The organism is Amycolatopsis sp. NPDC102389 (genome assembly GCF_044765885.1).
Classification (GTDB): Bacteria; Actinomycetota; Actinomycetes; order Mycobacteriales; family Pseudonocardiaceae; genus Amycolatopsis.
This window is the reverse complement of the sequence record NZ_JBIWKX010000002.1, coordinates 114,778-131,739: the sequence shown is the minus strand read 5'-3', so window position 1 is coordinate 131,739 and position 16,962 is coordinate 114,778. Positions and strand designations below refer to the sequence as shown.

17 protein-coding genes and 1 pseudogene are annotated in these 16,962 nt (G+C 69.4%); 6 read left to right on the top strand and 12 right to left on the bottom strand.

The genetic code is table 11. The features are described from left to right. Positions 1–2: 2 nt before the first annotated feature. The 7 genes and pseudogenes from ACIRGA_RS02455 to ACIRGA_RS02425 form a co-directional block, all read right to left on the bottom strand. Positions 3–551, bottom strand: coding sequence for an NADH-quinone oxidoreductase subunit B family protein (locus tag ACIRGA_RS02455; protein WP_005151847.1), 549 nt, complete (start codon positions 549–551; stop codon positions 3–5). 6 nt (positions 552–557) lie between these two features. Then, on the bottom strand, positions 558–965 hold the full coding sequence (locus ACIRGA_RS02450; protein WP_400936187.1) for an NADH-quinone oxidoreductase subunit A: 408 nt from the start codon (positions 963–965) through the stop codon (positions 558–560). Positions 966–1,470: 505 nt separating this feature from the next. Beyond that, entirely contained in the window at positions 1,471–2,757 is a 1,287-nt protein-coding gene (locus tag ACIRGA_RS02445) for a geranylgeranyl reductase family protein (RefSeq protein WP_063272805.1), read from the bottom strand. A gap of 2 nt (positions 2,758–2,759) precedes the next feature. Next, positions 2,760–3,458: a demethylmenaquinone methyltransferase gene (locus tag ACIRGA_RS02440; protein ID WP_400935868.1), complete on the bottom strand. Its 699-nt coding sequence runs from the start codon at positions 3,456–3,458 to the stop codon at positions 2,760–2,762. Positions 3,459–3,526: 68 nt separating this feature from the next. Beyond that, positions 3,527–4,297, bottom strand: coding sequence for a BTAD domain-containing putative transcriptional regulator (locus ACIRGA_RS02435; RefSeq protein WP_400935866.1), 771 nt, complete (start codon positions 4,295–4,297; stop codon positions 3,527–3,529). 69 nt (positions 4,298–4,366) lie between these two features. Beyond that, positions 4,367–5,469, bottom strand: a pseudogene (locus ACIRGA_RS02430) (glycosyltransferase family 4 protein). A gap of 2 nt (positions 5,470–5,471) precedes the next feature. Next, a complete protein-coding gene (locus ACIRGA_RS02425; RefSeq protein WP_400935864.1) occupies positions 5,472–6,590 on the bottom strand; it encodes a glycosyltransferase family 4 protein in 1,119 nt (372 codons plus the stop codon). 111 nt (positions 6,591–6,701) lie between these two features. Between ACIRGA_RS02425 and ACIRGA_RS02420 the strand changes: the two genes are divergently transcribed. Then, positions 6,702–7,532 carry an inositol monophosphatase gene (locus tag ACIRGA_RS02420; RefSeq protein ID WP_043847870.1) on the top strand — a complete coding sequence of 277 codons (831 nt, stop codon included), beginning with the start codon at positions 6,702–6,704 and terminating at the stop codon, positions 7,530–7,532. A 179-nt stretch (positions 7,533–7,711) separates the two neighbouring features. Here the strand turns inward: ACIRGA_RS02420 and ACIRGA_RS02415 are convergent, their stop codons facing one another. The 3 genes from ACIRGA_RS02415 to menD form a co-directional block, all read right to left on the bottom strand. Further along, complete coding sequence (locus ACIRGA_RS02415) at positions 7,712–8,155, bottom strand: DUF3592 domain-containing protein (protein ID WP_400935862.1); 444 nt, start codon at positions 8,153–8,155, stop codon at positions 7,712–7,714. 22 nt (positions 8,156–8,177) lie between these two features. After that, positions 8,178–9,698: a M1 family metallopeptidase gene (locus ACIRGA_RS02410; RefSeq protein ID WP_400935861.1), complete on the bottom strand. Its 1,521-nt coding sequence runs from the start codon at positions 9,696–9,698 to the stop codon at positions 8,178–8,180. 108 nt (positions 9,699–9,806) lie between these two features. Next, positions 9,807–11,483, bottom strand: a complete 1,677-nt coding sequence (gene menD, locus ACIRGA_RS02405) for a 2-succinyl-5-enolpyruvyl-6-hydroxy-3-cyclohexene-1-carboxylic-acid synthase (protein WP_400935859.1) — start codon at positions 11,481–11,483, stop codon at positions 9,807–9,809. Positions 11,484–11,540: 57 nt separating this feature from the next. On the opposite strand from menD, the gene ACIRGA_RS02400 reads away from it, so the two are divergent. From ACIRGA_RS02400 to ACIRGA_RS02380, 5 genes are all read left to right on the top strand, one after another. Beyond that, positions 11,541–12,464: a 1,4-dihydroxy-2-naphthoyl-CoA synthase gene (locus ACIRGA_RS02400; RefSeq protein WP_400935857.1), complete on the top strand. Its 924-nt coding sequence runs from the start codon at positions 11,541–11,543 to the stop codon at positions 12,462–12,464. A gap of 96 nt (positions 12,465–12,560) precedes the next feature. Continuing rightward, positions 12,561–12,938 carry a hypothetical protein gene (locus ACIRGA_RS02395; RefSeq protein ID WP_400935856.1) on the top strand — a complete coding sequence of 126 codons (378 nt, stop codon included), beginning with the start codon at positions 12,561–12,563 and terminating at the stop codon, positions 12,936–12,938. 32 nt (positions 12,939–12,970) lie between these two features. Further along, the gene (menE, locus tag ACIRGA_RS02390) at positions 12,971–14,095 is read left to right on the top strand and encodes an o-succinylbenzoate--CoA ligase (protein WP_400935854.1); all 1,125 of its coding nucleotides are present in this window, start codon (positions 12,971–12,973) and stop codon (positions 14,093–14,095) included. A gap of 62 nt (positions 14,096–14,157) precedes the next feature. Next, positions 14,158–14,316, top strand: a complete 159-nt coding sequence (locus ACIRGA_RS02385; RefSeq protein WP_400935852.1) for a hypothetical protein — start codon at positions 14,158–14,160, stop codon at positions 14,314–14,316. 85 nt (positions 14,317–14,401) lie between these two features. Next, a complete protein-coding gene (locus ACIRGA_RS02380) occupies positions 14,402–15,271 on the top strand; it encodes a 1,4-dihydroxy-2-naphthoate polyprenyltransferase (protein ID WP_400935850.1) in 870 nt (289 codons plus the stop codon). Between the two features lie 323 nt (positions 15,272–15,594). On the opposite strand, the gene ACIRGA_RS02375 is transcribed toward ACIRGA_RS02380, so the two are convergent. Together ACIRGA_RS02375 and ACIRGA_RS02370 are read right to left on the bottom strand one after the other, a co-directional pair. Then, positions 15,595–16,677: a PLP-dependent cysteine synthase family protein gene (locus tag ACIRGA_RS02375; protein ID WP_400935848.1), complete on the bottom strand. Its 1,083-nt coding sequence runs from the start codon at positions 16,675–16,677 to the stop codon at positions 15,595–15,597. Beyond that, positions 16,674–16,952, bottom strand: a complete 279-nt coding sequence (locus ACIRGA_RS02370; RefSeq protein ID WP_378371770.1) for a DUF4229 domain-containing protein — start codon at positions 16,950–16,952, stop codon at positions 16,674–16,676. The genes ACIRGA_RS02375 and ACIRGA_RS02370 overlap by 4 nt, the downstream gene beginning before the upstream one ends. Between the last annotated feature and the right edge of the window lie 10 nt (positions 16,953–16,962).

Below are 16,962 nucleotides of genomic sequence, written 5' to 3'. Positions count from 1 at the left end.
GCTCACTTCTTCGCGTACTTGATCGAGGAGGCGATCAGCTCGGTGCGCTCACCGCTGGCGGCGCGGATCGCGGCCCGGCGGGCGTTGATCGGCTCGTCCTGGATCTTGGCGTGCAGCTTCAGGATCGCGTCGAGCAGCATCTCGGGGCGCGGCGGGCAGCCGGGGAGGTACATGTCGACCGGGACGATGTGGTCGACACCCTGCACCACGGCGTAGTTGTTGAACATCCCGCCGGAAGAGGCGCAGACGCCCATCGCCAGCACCCACTTGGGCTCGGCCATCTGGTCGTAGATCTGGCGGAGCACCGGCGCCATCTTCTGCGTGACGCGGCCGGCGACGATCATCAGATCCGCCTGGCGCGGCGTCGCGCTGAAGCGCTCCATGCCGAAACGCGCGATGTCGTAACGGGAACCGCCGACGGTCATCATCTCGATCGCGCAGCAGGCGAGACCGAAGGTGGCGGGCCACATGGAGTTCTTGCGGGCCCAGTTCACCAGGCCTTCGAGACTGGCCAGGAGGATGCCGTTGGGGAGTTTTTCTTCGAGGCCCATGCTTCTCTAGTTCCAATCCAGGCCGCCGCGACGCCATACGTAGGCGTACGCGAAACCGACCGTCGCGATGAACAGCACGATCTCCACCAGGCCGAACATGCCCAGCGCGTCCGCGGAGACCGCGAACGGGTAGAGGAAGACCATCTCGATGTCGAACAGGATGAACAGCATCGCGGTGATGTAGTACGCGACCGGCATCCGGCCGCCGCCGACGACCGGCTGCGGCGACGGTTCGATACCGCATTCGTAGGCCGCGAGCTTCGCCTTGTTGGCCCGGCTCGGGCCGACGAGCGGGCCGAGCAGCACCGAGAGCACCGCGAATCCGAGAGCGAGGACGAACAAAAGGACCAGGGGGAGGTACATGTCCAGGTTCGGCACCGAAGAGGTGTTCGCCTGGGTCAGCACGGGCAACATCAGCACGGGGTTTTCGCCATCCTTTCCGCGCCGCTGCGGTTTTCGAGTCGGGGTTCACCGCTTCCCTCGGTCGGCACCCTAAGTCACCTGGGTCACACCGCCGAGGGTTAGGCAACCCTTACGGGCCGTGCATGACGGCCCCCTTGCTTGTGAAATAGTTCACAAGCCTCCCGTCGAGGATGTGAAGCGATTCACAAAGCATGGGGCGAGTGTAGGACGTGACTCACATTCTTGTCCCTAGGCCCCGTGCTATAAGGCTGCCCTAACTTGGCCGCACGGCCAGTACGGTTTCTTCCGGCGTGCGATACCGGTGACCTGCGACGTCGTTCCCAAGATCGGCTTCGCGGGGCTGTTTGACCACATTTGTCCTGTGACCGATACCACTGCGCGGAGTACCCGTGACTGGTCCAGACGTGTGGGCTGAAGGGGCCTTTCCCCGCGTCAGACGCGACGAAAGGGCCCTTCACCGCGTGAGATGCGGTGAAGGGCCCCTTCAGCCCAAGCGTCAACGCGGAGAGGGAGTCGCCCGTGCCAGAGCAGCGATCAGACGATCGACGCCGTCCCCGCCCTTGGCGTCGTAGCAGCCCGAAAGTCCCTTGTACACCAACGGAAGGATCGAGTTGATCCGCAGCCCGTACTTCGTCGCGGCGTGCATGATCTTCGGCTTCCCGATCAGCTTCGCGAACACGTTGCCGAGCCGGTAGTAGCCGCCCATCAGCTCAGCGACGGCACGCGGGTAGCCCTCCAGCGCCCGCTCACGCGAAGGACCTTCGCGCCGGGCCAAGGCCTGCACGACGAACTCCGACGCCAGCTGCGCGGACTCCATCGCGGCCGAGATGCCTTCGCCGTTGAACGGGCTGACCATGCCGCCCGCGTCGCCGAGCAGCAGCAGGCCGTCGCGGTAGTGCGGGGTGCGGTTGAAGCCCATCGGGAGACCGGCGCCGCCGACCTTGCCGATGGCGTTCTCCTCGCGGTAGCCCCATTCCTCGGGCGTCCCGTCGAGCCACTGGCGCAGCAGCGCGCGGTAGTCGGTGCTGCGGAACGCGGCCGACGTCGACAGCATGCCGAGGCCGACGTTCACCGTGCCGTCGCCCAGCGGGAACGCCCAGCCGTAGCCGGGCAGCAGCTTCGGATCGCGCGGGTCCGAGCGGTCCCAGAGCTCGAGGTGACCCTCGATGAACGGGTCGTCGTGGCGCGGGCTCTTGTAGTACTGCCGCACCGCGACGCCCATCGGGCGCTTCTCGTTCTTCTGGATGCCGACACTCAGCGCGAGGCGCGCGGAGACGCCGTCGCAGGCCAGGACCAGCGGAGCGCGGTAGCTCACCGGCGTCTTCTCCGGGCCGACCTTCGCTTCGACGCCGATCACGCGACCGGTCGGGCTGGTGACGGCGCCGGTGACGGTGGTGCGCTCGTAGAGCCGCGCGCCTGCCTTGACCGCGGTCTTCGCGAGCAGATCGTCGAAGTCCTGACGGGTCCGCGAAACGCCGTACGGCGGGTAGCTCGTCAGGTCCGGCCAGTCCAGCTCCAGCGTGAGCTCGCCGGTGAGGATCCGCAGGCCGCGGCTGTGCACCCAGCCCGCGTCCTCGCTCGTGTCGATCCCCAGGTCGATGAGCTGCTTGACGCCACGCGGGGTCAGGCCGTCGCCGCACACCTTCTCGCGCGGGAACTCGGTCTTCTCCAGCAGCAGCACGTCGACGCCCGCGCGGGCGAGGTACGTGGCGGCGGTGGAGCCGGCCGGTCCGGCACCGACGACGATGACTTCGGCGTCGTGGTCAGCGTTGCGACGGGTCATGCCTAAGAATCTACAGAGGGCTTTTTGGCACGGTGGATGGCGACGACGCCGAACGTGAGGTTCAGCCACTCCACCTCGGTCCACCCGGCGCTCGCGATGATCTCCCCGAGCGTCCGCTGATCCGGCCACGCCAGCATGGATTCGGCCAGGTAGGAGTAGGCCTCGGGGTTCGACGAGGTCCGGGCGCCGACCCAGGTGAGCAGCTTCGCGATGAACTTCCGGTGCAGGAACCGGATCGGCGGGAATGTGGGCGTCGACACCTCGCAGATCACCAGACGGCCACCCGGTTTGACCACCCGCGCGATCTCGGTGAGCGCGGCCTTGGTGTCGACGAAGTTCCGCAGCGCGAGCGAGATGGTCACCGCGTCGAAGCTTTCGTCGGCGAACGGCAGCTTCATCGCGTCGGCGGCCACCATGGGGACGCCGCGATGCTTGCCGGCCTTGAGCATGCCGACCGAGAAGTCCGCCGCGAGGCACCAGGCTCCGTTGCGCGCGTACTCGACGGTGGACACGCCGGTGCCCGCCGCGAGGTCCAGCACCTTCTCGCCGCGTTTGGCGTCCAGCACCCGGCCGGTGATGGTGCGCCAGCGACGATCGAAGCCGAAGGTCATGAACGAATTCGCGCGGTCGTAGCCGTCCGCGACGTCGTCGAACATGGCGGCGACTTCGTGCGGATCCTTGTCAAGACTCGCTCGGGACATACCCGCACACTACTTCGCTCACGCTGAGGGATCGCGGCCAAGCGGGAGCAAAGCGACGCCCCGTAGGTTCACCTGGCCCGGTGAAGCAACGCCGGGGCACGGTGCGCACCGGCCCCCGCGACCTCGCCGGCGAGGATCCTCCGCTCCAGCAACCGCAGTTCCGGCCCCGGTTCGAGGCCGAGCTGATCGACCGAAACCCGGAACGCGCGCCGGTAGGCCGCCAGCGCGTCGGAGGTGCGCCCGGCGCGCCACAGAGCGTCCATCAGGAGGTACTGGGCACGCTGCCGCAAGGGATGCCGCCGCACCAGATCGGCCAGCTCGACGGCCGCGCTCGCCTGCCGCCCGAGGTCCAGTTCCGCCTGGTAGAGCTCTTCGAGCAGGACCAGGCGGTGCTCCGAGAGGCGCATCGTCTCGTCCGACAGCAGCGGGACGTCCAGTCCTTCGTAGGGCGCGCCGTGCCAGTGCGTGAGGGCCTGCCGGATCAGCGAGGCACGCTGCGCGGGGTCTGCGGTCTTCAGCGCTTGGCCCGCCAGCGTCTCGAAGGTCTCGACGTCGAGTTCGCCGGGGTGGACCTCCAGCCGGTAGCCACCGTTGTCGAAGCCGAGCCGGTCGCCTTCGGGCAGGGCCTGCCGCAGCTTGTGGACGTGCCAGTGCAGCTTCGGCACCGCGCGCGGCTCCCATTTGCTGTCCCACAGCGCCTCGGTAAGCACGTTCACCGGGACGAAGGTGTTCGCCCGGACCAGCAGCACGCCGAGGAGCGTTCTCCGCATCCGGCCGTGCAACGGGACCGACCGCGAACCGGAAGAGATGCTGAACGTGCCCAGTACTTCGAACCTCACGTGCCGTCCTCTCGCTCGATGGCGTGAGGGGACGATGAATGCCGGTTGTACAAAAGAGATACAAAGTGATCAACTGAGTGCGGAGAGCATTCCCTTGACCGCTCGTGGCCAGGCGAATTCCTCCGCTCGCGCCCGCGCCGCCGCCCGCCGCGTGGTCTCCGGACTTTTCAAAAGCTCAGTGACCGCACCGGCGAAGGCCGGAGCGCGATCGTCGACGGCCTCGCCGCAGCCGGGCCGCACGATCTCCCGCAGAGCCGACGACGCCGAGACCACCACCGGCGTGCCCGAAGCGAGCGCCTCCAGCGCGGCCAGCCCGAACGTCTCGTGTGGACCGGGCGCGAGGGAGACATCGGCGCTGGCCAGCAGGCGCGCGACGTCGCCGCGTCCGGAAAGAAAGCCGAGGAAGGTCACCGGAAGCCCGCGTGCCCGCCGTTCCAGCGCCCGCCGCCGGGGCCCGTCGCCCGCGATCACGAGCCGTACGCGGTGTCCCGCCTCGGTGAGCTCGGCGACGGTGTCCACACTGCGCTCGACGTGCTTCTCCGGCGACAATCGTCCACAGTGGACGATCAGCGCGTCGGCGTTCCCGGTCAGGGTGTGCCGCCAGCCGTCGTCGCGCCGGGCCGGGGCGAACGTCGTGAGGTCGACGCCGAGCGGGACGCGCCGTACGTTCGGCACGGCGATCCGGTCGAATTCGGCGCGAGCGAACGCCGTCGTGCAGACGACCGTGTCATAACGCCGCGCCATCCGCCGGTTCGCGACGTCCGCGACGCGCCGCGCGACGGGTTCCGGCATCAGGAACTGCTCCAGCAGCCGGTCGAGGCGCTCGTGCGAGATCACCATGCTGGGCACGCCGTTGCGCCGCGCCCAGACGCCCATGCCGCGCAGCGTGAGCCTGTCGGATACTTCGAGCCTGTCCGGCTCCAGGCGTTTCAACACCGCGCGCACCCGGTGCGGATCGACGGCGCGATAGCCGCCCGTGCCCGGGATCTGCGGTGCGGGAAGGGAAAACCGGCGGACTCCCGAAGGCAGCGTCTCGTCCGCGTAGCGCCTCCCGGGCACCACGAGGGTCACCTGATGGCCGCTCGCCACGTAGCCCGCGCCGAGGTGATGCAACGCCGTCCGCAGGCCGCCCGAGCGTGGCCCGTAGAATTGGCCAGCTGGACGATGTGCATTTTCAGGCCGCGCGAGCGATCTTGCCCTGGACGGCCTCGTAGTGGCCGACCAGTTCGTGGCAGACCGCGGGCCAGGTCCGGCCGAGCACGACCTTGCGCGCCTTCTCCCCCAGCCTGGCCCGGAGCGCCTCGTCGCGCAGGTCGTTCACCTTGTCCACCAGCGCCGTCGCGAATCCGGCCCGGTCGGCGGGCAGCAGATACCCGGTGCGGCCGGGCAGGACCAGGTCCTTCGGGCCGCCCGCGTTCGGCGCGAGTACCGGCAGCCCGGACGCCATCGCCTCCTGGATGGCCTGGCAGAACGTCTCGTGCGGTCCTGTGTGGACGAACACGTCGAGGCTCGCGTACGCCCGGGAAAGCTCGTCGCCGTACCGGGCGCCGAGGAACGCCGCGCCCGGGATGCGTTCGCGCAGCATCGGCAACTCCGGCCCGTCACCGACGACGACCACGCGGATCCCGTCGACCCCGGCGAGCGCGGTCAGCCGCTCGACCTCCTTCTCGGGGGCGAGCCTGCCGACGAACCCGACCAGCAGTTCCCCGTTCGGCGCCAGCTCGGCGCGCAACGCGGGATCGGCGTGGACCGGCGAGAACCGCTCGATGTCCACGCCGCGCGCCCAGCGGTGCACCCGCGGGATCCCGTGCAGTTTCAGCTGTTCCACCGAATCCGACGACGGCGCGAGCGTGCGGTCGGCCCGCGAGTGCAGGCGGCGCACCCAGCGCCAGGCCGCGCGGGCGGCGATACCGAAGCCGTACGCGGCGGCGAAACCGGCGATGTCGGTCTGATACACCGCGACGCACGGCACCCGCAGCCGTCTGGCCGCGGCGAGCCCGCGGGCGCCGACCACGAACGGCGACGCCAGATGCACCACGTCCGGCCCGAAATCAGCCAGCGCGGTGAGCACCGTCCTGGTCGGCACGCCGACCGGGAGGGAGTTCACGCCGGGGAAGTCGAGGGCGGGAATGCGCACGACCGGGGCGCCGAGATACTCCACGGGACCGGGCCCCGGGGCGATGATCAGCACGTCGTGCGCGCGGTCGCGGAGGTGTTCCACGACGCGGAGCACGGAGTTGGTCACGCCGTTCACCTGGGGCAGGAAACTTTCGGTGACTATCGCGACTCGCACGCGGATCACTGTCGCATCCGGTTGTGACGCCCACGCCAACAAAAACGGAACAGACGACATGTCATCTCAAGGTCGTGTTCCGTAAACCAGGCTCGGCCACACTAGGCAGGCATGACCCTCCTGTCGTCTAGGCCGCCTCAGCCCGTCGAGCCCGGGCTGGTGTCGAGGGCCCTCGAAGTGGCCGGGCGGCTGGCCAACGACGCGACCGACGTGATCACCGCGACCGCGGGCCGGGGCGCCCAGCCCGATCCGAAGGACTCGCCCTTCGACTGGGTGACCGACACGGACCGGATCCTCGAACGCCACACCCGCCGCGTGCTGACCGCTGAGTTTCCGGGCATCCCGGTTGTCGGCGGTGAATTCGGCGCCGACCACGGTGCCGACGTCGCCGAATACCGCTGGGTGGTCGACCCGGTCGACGGCACCGCGAACTACGTCGCCGGGGTGCCCTGGTGCGCGTACAGCCTCGCCTTGATCGACGCTTCGGGCCCGGTGGTGGGCGTGGTCGCGGACCCGTACCGCGCCCAGATCTACGCCGCCGCGCGCGGCCGCGGCGCCAGGGCGAACGGCAAACCGATCACGCTGACCGATCGGTGCGGGACCGCCGGGGCGATCGTCTGCACGGAGCTCACGCGCAAGGGCGTCTGGCCGGGGATGGGCCAGTTCATCGAACGGGCCGCCGCCGCGCACGCCGGCGTCCGGGTCCTCGGCTCGGCGGCGCTGGCGATCGCGCAGGTCGCGCTGGGGCACGCGGCCGCGGCGGTACTGCACAGCTACCGCGAATGGGACGTCGCCGGCTCGGTCGCGCTGGCCATCGAGGCGGGTGCCGTGGTGCTGGACCGGCACGGGGAAGACACCGCGCTGCCGGTCGACGCGCTGCTGGTGGCCGCGCCGGGTGTGGCCGACGAGGTACTGGGCTGGTGGCGGGAGTCGGTCGGCTGAGTTACGCCCCCAATCACGCGACTTACGCCTCTGATCACGCGAGATCGCCGCTCAATCACGCGAGTTCGCCGGTTCCGCACAACGAGCCGGCGTGCTCGAACACGGGACTCGCGTGATTGAAGGCGTAACTCACGTGATCAGAGGCGCGACTCGCGTGATCGGGGAGCGAACTCGCGTGATCAGACGGACGACTCGGCGCGTGACCGGGTGTTCTGCCGCCGGATCCACCACAGCAACGGGCCGGCGACCAGCCAGGTGAAGAAGATCATGCTGCCCAGCGGCAGCAGCGTGTTCGACGCCGAACGCCCGGCCACCCGCGCGAGTTCCGGGTCGCCGACGTCGTACTCGATGTTCACCAGCTGCCCGGCGGCCAGCCCGGACGGGTAGAGCACGCCGTTGGCCGGGCTGTGCATGATGCCGTCGGGGGTGGCGTAGTTGATGATCGTGCGGTCGAACGTCACCGACTCGACCTGCGCCGTGGCCTGCCCGAGCTGCGCTTCGATCGCGCTGTCGTTGCGGATGGCGGCGAACAGCAGCGAGACGCCGAGCACGGTGACGAGTGAGGCGACAACGAGGGCGGCATACCACCCGATGCGCCTCACCCGCTCCGTTTTGGCCGTCACGCCGCGAGCGTAGCGCTACCCGTCAGTGGGCGTGTCGCTCGGCGAGGAATTCATGAGTCGCCTTGATCTGCGGGTAGGACTTCGGTGCGACCGGCGCCACAGCGGCCCGCTGAGCCGCGGCCGGCGCACCGTTCGGGCCCACCGCGGGCTTGCCCTTGGTGTACAGCCACGTCTGGAACAGGTCGTACAGCGGCTTGCCCGAGATCTTCTCCGCCAGCGCGATGAACTCCGGGATCACCGCGGACTTGCTCTTCTTCACCTGCTGCCAGGTCTGCAGAATCCGGAAGAACGTGTCGTCGCCCACGGCCTTGCGCAACGCGTGCACCGCGAGCGCGCCGCGGTCGTAGACGGCCGCGTCGAACTGGTTCTCGGCACCCGGGTCGGCGGGCAGGACCTGCCAGAACGGGTCGTCGGCGGGCGCCGAGTCGTAGATGTACTGGGCGAGTTCGTCGGCCGTGCCCTCGCCGGTCTCCTCCGACCACAGGAACTCGCCGTAGGAGGCGAAGCCCTCGTTCAGCCAGATGTCGCTCCACTTGCCGAGCGTGACGCTGTCACCGAACCACTGGTGTGACTGCTCGTGCGCGACGACCGAGGTGTTGGAGCCGGACCGGAAGGCCCTGGCGCCGTACACCGGCCGCGTTTGGTTCTCCAGCGCGAAGGTGATGCCGGTGGTGACGACGCCGCCCTGCGCCTCGAACGGGTAAGGCCCGAACTTCGAAGCGAGGAATTCGGTGATCTCCGGCGTCCGCTCGACGCTGGCCTTCGCCGCGCCGAGCGAGTCGCCGAGGTCGGCACCGTAGGCGGTGACGAACGGCTTGCCGTCCGGCGTGGTCTGCTCGTTCACCTCGAACTTGCCGACCTCCAGCGACGTGAGGTACGTCGCCTGCGGTTTGGTGCTGCGCCAGTTCCAGCGCGTCCAGCCCGGCCGCTGCACCGTCTTGCGCACGAGGGTGCCGTTCGACAGCGCGGCGACGTCGTTCGGGACCTCGACCGAGATGTCGTAGGTGGCCAGGTCGGTCGGGTGGTCGTTGGACGGGAACCACCAGGCCGCGCTCTGCGGCTCGTCGACGGCGAGCGCGCCGTCCGGGGTCTTCTTCCAGGCGGTGAAGCCGTCGATCTTCACCTTCGACGGCGTGTCCGCGTAGGCGACGACGACGGTCGCCGTCTGGCCCTTCTTCAGCGGCGCCGACGGCGTGACGGTCAGCTCACCGGTGCCATCGGTCGACGTCGCGAACTTCGCGGGCCGGTTGTTCACCCGGACGCTCGACACCTTCAGGCCGAAGTCCAGGTTGAACGCCGAGAGGTCCTGCGTCGCGGTGAGAAGGATGGTCGTGGCCCCGGACAGCAGGTCGGTCGCGGGCTGGTAGGTCAGCCGGAGGTCGTAGTGACCGACGTCGTAGCCGCCGTTCCCGGCGTGCGGATAGTACGGGTCGCCGACGCCGATCGAGCCGGGCGCGGGTGCGGCGGCCGCGCTGCCCGCGAGCAGCACCGAGACGACGCCCGCGGTCAATCCGGCGAAGCCGGCGCGAGTCTTCAAACGCATTGCGAATCCTCCCAGGATTTGTCAGCGCGCTCGAACGTAGCCAGACGATCAGCACGGGGACACGTCCGAAGGAGGGGTTCCTACCCTCTGGACTGAGATCAAAAACGGCTAGACAGCCCGCACGGCCGACGACACCGCCGTACGGAGGCGCGCGTGCAGGTCGCGGTGGCGCGTACGGTCCACGCGGACCTCCACCACCCGCAGCCCCGGCGCCGGCTTGAGCGCCGCGCGGAACTCGGTGAGCGTCTCGGCGACGACGTGCGGCACGCGGTAACCGGCGCACAGCGCGCCCAGATCGGCGCCGTGCGGCGTGCCGAAGACGCGCTCGAAGCTGGCGTTGTGCTCGGGCGCGCCCTGCTCCAGCAGGGAGAAGATGCCGCCGCCGTCGTCGTTGAGCACCACGATCGTCAGGTCGGGGCGCTGTTCGGCGGGCCCGGTCAGCAGGCCGCTCGCGTCGTGCAGGAACGTCAGGTCGCCGAGCAGGGCGTACGAATGTCCCCTGTGGACGGTCGCGGCGCCGATCGCGGTCGAGACCATGCCGTCGATCCCGGCGACACCGCGGTTGCGGTGCACGAGGACGTCGGGCCGCAGCCGTCCGGCGAGCGCGACGTCACGCGTCGGATTGGACGAGCCGACGACCAGCAGCGACCCTTCCGGGACCGCGTCGACCAGCTCGGTGGCCAGGCGCAGCCCGCTCGGCCACGGTTCCGCGGCCAGCGCTTCGGTCACCGCCGCCGAAGCCGCCCTGTCCGCGCGCTGCCAGCTCGCCAGCCATTCCGGGTCCGCCGGTTTGGACGGCTCGTCGAACCACTGGCCGACCTGGCGGACGTTGTGCGCGGGCGCGGGCCAGTCCGAATCGGGCCGGACCAGCAGCACCTCGACGTCGGGATCGGACAGCACCCGCTGGACCTGCCGGAACACCGTCGGACGGCCGATGCACAGGACCTGTTCGGGCTTGTGCCGCGAGATGAACTCCTCGACGCCGAGCAGCCACGCGCCGGACGAGATCGCCGTCGCGCCCGCCATCCCGATGCCGCCGGTCTCGGAGACGACCGGCCAGCCGTGCAGTTCGGCCCATTCGCTGGCCGCCTGCACGCCGGTGTCGCACGCGATGACCAGGCCGGACCGGGCCGAGGGCACCACGAACGAGGGAAGCGCGCCGAAGTCGGGGAGCTCGGTCCAGCGAGCGCCGTCGGGACGTCCTTCGAGTGACTCGTACCACTCGCCGTCATCCCCGATATCGGGCACGAGCGGCTCGCGGAACGGGATGTTCAGGTGCACCGGCCCGCAGCGCCACTCGCCGTACGCGGCGTTCCAGGCGCGGCAGATCTGGCCGCGCCAGTACGAGTTCTGCCCGGCACGGCGTTCGGCGACGGCGAGCTCGTCGAAGTAGCGGACGGCGTTGCCGTAGAGCTGGTGCTGGTCGATGACCTGGCTCGCGCCGGCGGCCCGCATCTCGGGCGGCCGGTCGGCGGTCAGCACGATCAACGGGACCCCCGCGCGATCGGCCTCCAGCACGGCGGGGTGGAAGTTCGCGGCCGCGGTGCCCGAGGTGCACAGCACGGCCACGGGGCGGCCGGTGCGCGCGGCGATGCCGAGGGCGAGGAAGGCGGCGCCGCGTTCGTCGATGCGGACGTGCAACTGGAGACGCCCGGCGGCGGCCGCGTCGTACAGCGCGATCGACAGCGGGGCGTTGCGTGAGCCCGGGCAGAGGACGACGTGCGAGACGGTGTTGCGGACGAGTTCGTCGACGATGACCCTGGCCTGCGCGGTGGAAGGATTCACCGGCAGACCTCGGGTTTCACACTACGACTCACGGCCACACGTCCTATTCTCCCAAACGTGGATGACGCCCAGGTTTCCGAGCTGTTCGACCCCGCCTTGTGGACCGAGGTCGACGGTTTCGACTTCACCGACATCACCTATCACCGCTCCTCTGAGAGCCGCTCAGGCAAACGTGTCGTACGTGTCGCGTTCGACCGTCCCGAGGTCCGCAACGCCTTCCGCCCGCACACCGTCGACGAGCTGTACCGCGCGCTCGACCACGCGCGGATGAGCTCGGACGTCGGCTGCGTCCTGCTCACCGGCAACGGCCCGTCGCCGAAGGACGGCGGCTGGGCGTTCTGCTCCGGTGGTGACCAGCGTATTCGCGGACGCTCCGGGTATCAGTACGCGGACGGGGAGACCTCCGACACGATCGATCCGGCCAGGGCCGGACGGCTGCACATCCTCGAGGTCCAACGGCTGATCAGGTTCATGCCGAAGGTGGTCATCGCCGTGGTCCCGGGGTGGGCGGCGGGCGGCGGGCATTCGCTGCACGTGGTGTGCGACCTCACGCTCGCCTCGGCCGAGCACGCGCGGTTCAAGCAGACCGACGCCGACGTCGGCTCCTTCGACGGCGGCTACGGCTCGGCGTATCTGGCCAAGCAGGTCGGGCAGAAGTTCGCGCGGGAGATCTTCTTCCTCGGGCGCGAGTACACGGCCGAGCAGATGCAGGCGATGGGCGCGGTCAACTCCGCCGTCCCGCACGCGGACCTCGAGACCGAGGCGCTGGACTGGGCGTGGGCGATCAACGGCAAGTCGCCGACGGCGCAGCGGATGCTCAAGTACGCGTTCAACCTCACCGACGACGGCCTGGTCGGCCAGCAGCTTTTCGCCGGTGAGACCACTCGGCTGGCGTACATGCAGGACGAGGCCGTCGAAGGCCGCGACTCCTTCCTGGAGAAGCGCTCACCCGACTGGTCGGCGTTCCCGTACTACTACTGACCTTTTCGACCAGGCGAAAAGGCCTGGAGCAGGCGGTTCGGCGGCGCTTACGTTTCCCCTCGAAAGTGAAACCCGACATTTCGAGGGGGAACGACCATGAAGAACTCTCTACGGAGAGCGGCGCTGACACTGCCCGGCATCGTCGCGGCTGGGCTGCTCAGCGTCGGCGGGGTCGCCGACGCGGCACCCGCGGACCCGGTGCAGACCCTGAGCTGCAGCCACGGGCATTCGAACAAGGACAGCGGTGAAGGCCGGACGAAGCAGAGGATGCGCTACCGCTCCGGCCCGCACACCGGCTGCTCCTCGTACGGCTGGGTCGACGGCGGCACGCTGATCTACTACCACTGCTGGACGGTCGGCGAGAACGTCGAAGGCAAGCGGACCTGGACCTGGGGCCGGATCGCGGGCACGCAGAAACAGGGCTGGTTCTCCGACTACTACCTGAGCGACGGCGGCGCCACGAAGCAGTGCTGAGGCCGGTGTCCCGGCGGCGTTAGGGTCGTGGGATGCGTGCGGTAGGGGTGGACGGGAGTCCGGAGTCGATCGTCGAGCTGACCGCGGCACTGGCCGAGGCGCTCGACGACGGCCCGCCCGTCCTCCCCTACTCGTCGGAGGCCCTGCGGGACGCGATGGAACCGGCCCGCCCGGCCGAGCCCGGGACGGCGGTGATCATCGCCACCTCGGGGTCCACCGGCGAGCCGAAGGGGGTGCTGCTGTCGGCGTCGGCGCTGACAGCCTCGGCTCACGCGACCCACGAACGGCTCGGCGGGCCGGGGCGTTGGTTGCTCGCGACCCCGGCGCATTACATCGGCGGTCTCCAGGTGCTGGTGCGTTCGCTGCTCGCCGGGACGACGCCGTCGGTGCTGCATGCCACCGGTTTCCGGCCGGACGATTTCGCCGAAGCCGCCGCGCCGCTGCTGTCCCTGGACGGCCCGCGCTACACCGCGCTCGTGCCGACTCAGCTCGGGCGGTTGCTCGACGCGGGTGGCCCTGGGCTCGCGGCGGCGCGCGCGTTCGACGCGATCATTCTCGGCGCGGCGGCGACGACTGCGGATCTACGCGAGCGCGCGGCCGAAGCGGGCGTGAAGATCGTGCCCGCGTACGGCATGAGCGAGACCGCGAGCGGCTGCGTCTACGACGGCGTACCGCTGGACGGAGTACACGTCGAACTCGAAGACGAGCGGGTCTGTATCACGGGCGACGTCCTCGCGCATGGCTACCGGCTGCGCCCCGGCCTGACCGCGGAGGCCTTCGAGGGCGGCCGGTTCCGCACTTCCGACCGCGGCCGGTGGTCGGCCGACGGGCGGCTGGAGATCCTCGGGCGGATCGACGACATGATCAACACCGGTGGCGTGAAGGTGGCCGCCGCGGCCGTCGAGCGGATCTTGACCGCGCAGCCCGGAATCAGGGACGCGTGCGTGGTCGGAGTACCCGACCCCGAGTGGGGCGAGGCGGTCGTCGCGCTCGTCGTCGGCGCCGGTTGCGACGTCGAGTCGCTGCGTGCCGCGTGCCGCGAAGAGGCCGGCGCGGCGGCCGCTCCGAAGCGAGTCGAATTCGCCGAAGAACTCCCGCTGCGAGGCCCGGGGAAGGTGGACAGGACGGCCGTCAGGAACCTCCTACGAAGGTCGTGAATTATCCACCGTTTACTGGGACGTTGTTGACATGATCATTACCCGCGGGTTTACGTCTAGGTATGACGCGCTGGACACGCACCGTATTGGCCTGCACCGCCGTCACGATGGGCTTGGTCGCTTTGGCCGGGCCCGCGCTGGCGGACGAACCGGAAATCGCCGTTCCGAACAGCGGCACGCTCACCTGGACCCTGGACGACGTGATCGACGACCTGAAGTAACGCGGCTCGTCACCTGCTCGCGATAGCCCGAGCAGGTGACGAGCCCCGCATACCGGCCGGTAGTGGCCAGGGCCAGAATGGCGGCATGGCGACTGCTGGTGAATGGATCGAAGGGGCACGCCCGCGGACGTTGCCCAACGCGGTGGCGCCGGTGGTCGCCGGAGTCGGCGCGGCGGTCGCGCTCGACGGCTTCTCGTGGCCCCGCTCGATCCTCGCGTTGCTCGTCTCGCTTTCGCTGATCGTCGGCGTCAACTACGCCAACGACTACTCCGACGGCATCCGCGGCACCGACGAAAACCGGGTCGGCCCGCTGCGACTGGTCGGCTCCGGGGTCGCGAAGCCGAAGGCCGTCCTGGCGGCCGCGCTCGTCGCCCTCGGGCTCGCCGGAATCCTCGGGCTCGTGCTCGTCGCGATCAGCGGACTGTGGTGGCTGCTGGCGATGGGCGCGGTCTGCATCCTCGGCGCCTGGTTCTACACGGGCGGCAAAAAGCCTTACGGCTACTACGGTTTCGGCGAGATCGCGGTCTTCGTCTTCTTCGGGCTGGCCGGCGTGCTGGGCACCGTGTACGTCCAAGCCGGACAGCTCAGCTGGACCGCGCTCGGCTGCGCGGTCGCCGTCGGCTCGTTCTCGACCGGTGTGCTGACCGCCAACAACCTCCGCGACATCCCGACCGACATCGAGTCCGGCAAGCGCACCCTCGCCACCCGGCTCGGTGACAAGGGCACCCGTCGTCTTTACCTGGTGCTGGTCGCCGTCCCGTACGTCGTGAGCGTGCTGCTGGCCTTCGTGACGCCGTGGGCGCTGCTGGGCCTGCTGACCGCGCCGCTGCTGCTGAAGTCGGTCAAGGCCGTCGGCGGTGGTGCGCAGGGACGGGCGCTGATCCCGGCGCTGCGGGACACCGGGTTCGCGATGCTGGGGTGGGCTGTGCTGACCGCGGTCGCTCTCGCCTTGTGAGCCTCTGCGTCACCGGACCTTTCATGCGCGACTGTGTGGATTTCGGGTCGTTGGATGACCCGAAATCCACACAGTGGACGCGAACGGTCCAGTCACGCGTTCGCCCGCGTCGGCCGTGGGGCTGCGCTTTGGAGGGGATGAACGGGCCGTTCATCCCTTGAGTTTTTCGCTTCGGGCCACTACCCGTAGTGCTTCGACAGCTAGCCGGTCACCAGATGTGGCCCACGTGGTAGCAAAGGTCCCTTGCTCCCTTTGGTGATCCGGCGAACCTGAGGTAGACCACCCACCCGACCTTGCGAAAGCCCCAAAGCCGACCGAAGCCCTCAGGCCTCCGGAGCGAGCTTCCCGCTCACCAGAAACTCCCGGTACATATCCAGATAAGGCGCGATGTCGATGTTCTTCTGCGCCAGCCAAGCGTCGTCGTAGTACGTGTTCGCGTACCGCTCGCCGCCGTCGCACAGCAGCGTGACGACACTGCCCGCCTGCCCCTCCGAGACCATTCGCGAGATCAGCGTGAACGCGCCGAAAAGGTTCGTCCCGGTCGAGCCGCCCGCCCAGTGCCCGGTCCGCTCGCGCAGCACGCGGATGGCCGCGAGCGAGGCGGCGTCCGGCACCTGAAGCATCTCGTCGATCACGCCGGGCACGAACGACGGCTCCACGCGCGGCCGCCCGATGCCCTCGATCCGCGACGGCATGCCGGTGCTGTAGTCGAGCGCGCCGGTCTGCCAAGCGCCGAAGAACGACGAGTTCTCCGGGTCGACGACGGCGATCTTCGTGGTGTGCCGCTTGTAGCGCACGTAGCGGCCGAAGGTGGCGCTCGTGCCGCCGGTTCCGGCGCCGACGACGATCCACGTCGGCACGGGGTGCCGCTCGGACTGCATCTGCGCGTACACGGACTCGGCGATGTTGTTGTTGCCGCGCCAGTCCGTCGCGCGCTCGGCGTAGGTGAACTGGTCGAGGTAGTGGCCGTTGCACTCCGAAGCGAGCCGTTCGGCCTCCGGGTACATGTCCGGCGCGCGGTCGACGTAGTGGCATTCGCCGCCGTAGAACTCGATGAGCGCGATCTTCTCCGGCGAGGTGCTGCGCGGCACCACGGTGATGAACCGCAGCCCGAGCATCCGCGCGAAGTACGCCTCCGAAACCGCCGTCGAACCGCTGGACGCCTCGACGAGCACGGTGTCCTGCCCGATCTGGCCGTTCACCAGGCCGTACAGGAACAGCGAACGCGCGAGGCGGTGTTTGAGCGAGCCGGTCGGGTGGACGGACTCGTCCTTCAGGTACAGGTCGATGCCCCACTCGGCGGGCAGCGGGAAGACGTGCAGATGCGTGTCGGCGCTGCGGTTCGCGTCGGCCTCGATGATGCGGACGGCTTCGCGGACCCAGCTGCGGCTGTGCAGACGGCTCACGCGGTGCCGTCCGCTCGGTCGCCGCGCAGCTGGGAGCGCAGTTCGGCACGGGCGCGAGCGCGCTTTTCGTTGCGGCGGGCGAGCCCGGCGGTCACGCGCGCGTTCAGCGGGCGGAACAGCAGCAGACCCAGCGGCAGCCCCACGACCAGGCCGATCAGCAACGCGACCAGCAGCGGGACGTTGACCAGCAGCAAGCCCCCCGCGATGACCCCGACCAGGACGAACCTGGCCAGCACGTACAGCGTCAGGTCACGGGGCAGGTGATTATCGCTCACATCAACGCAG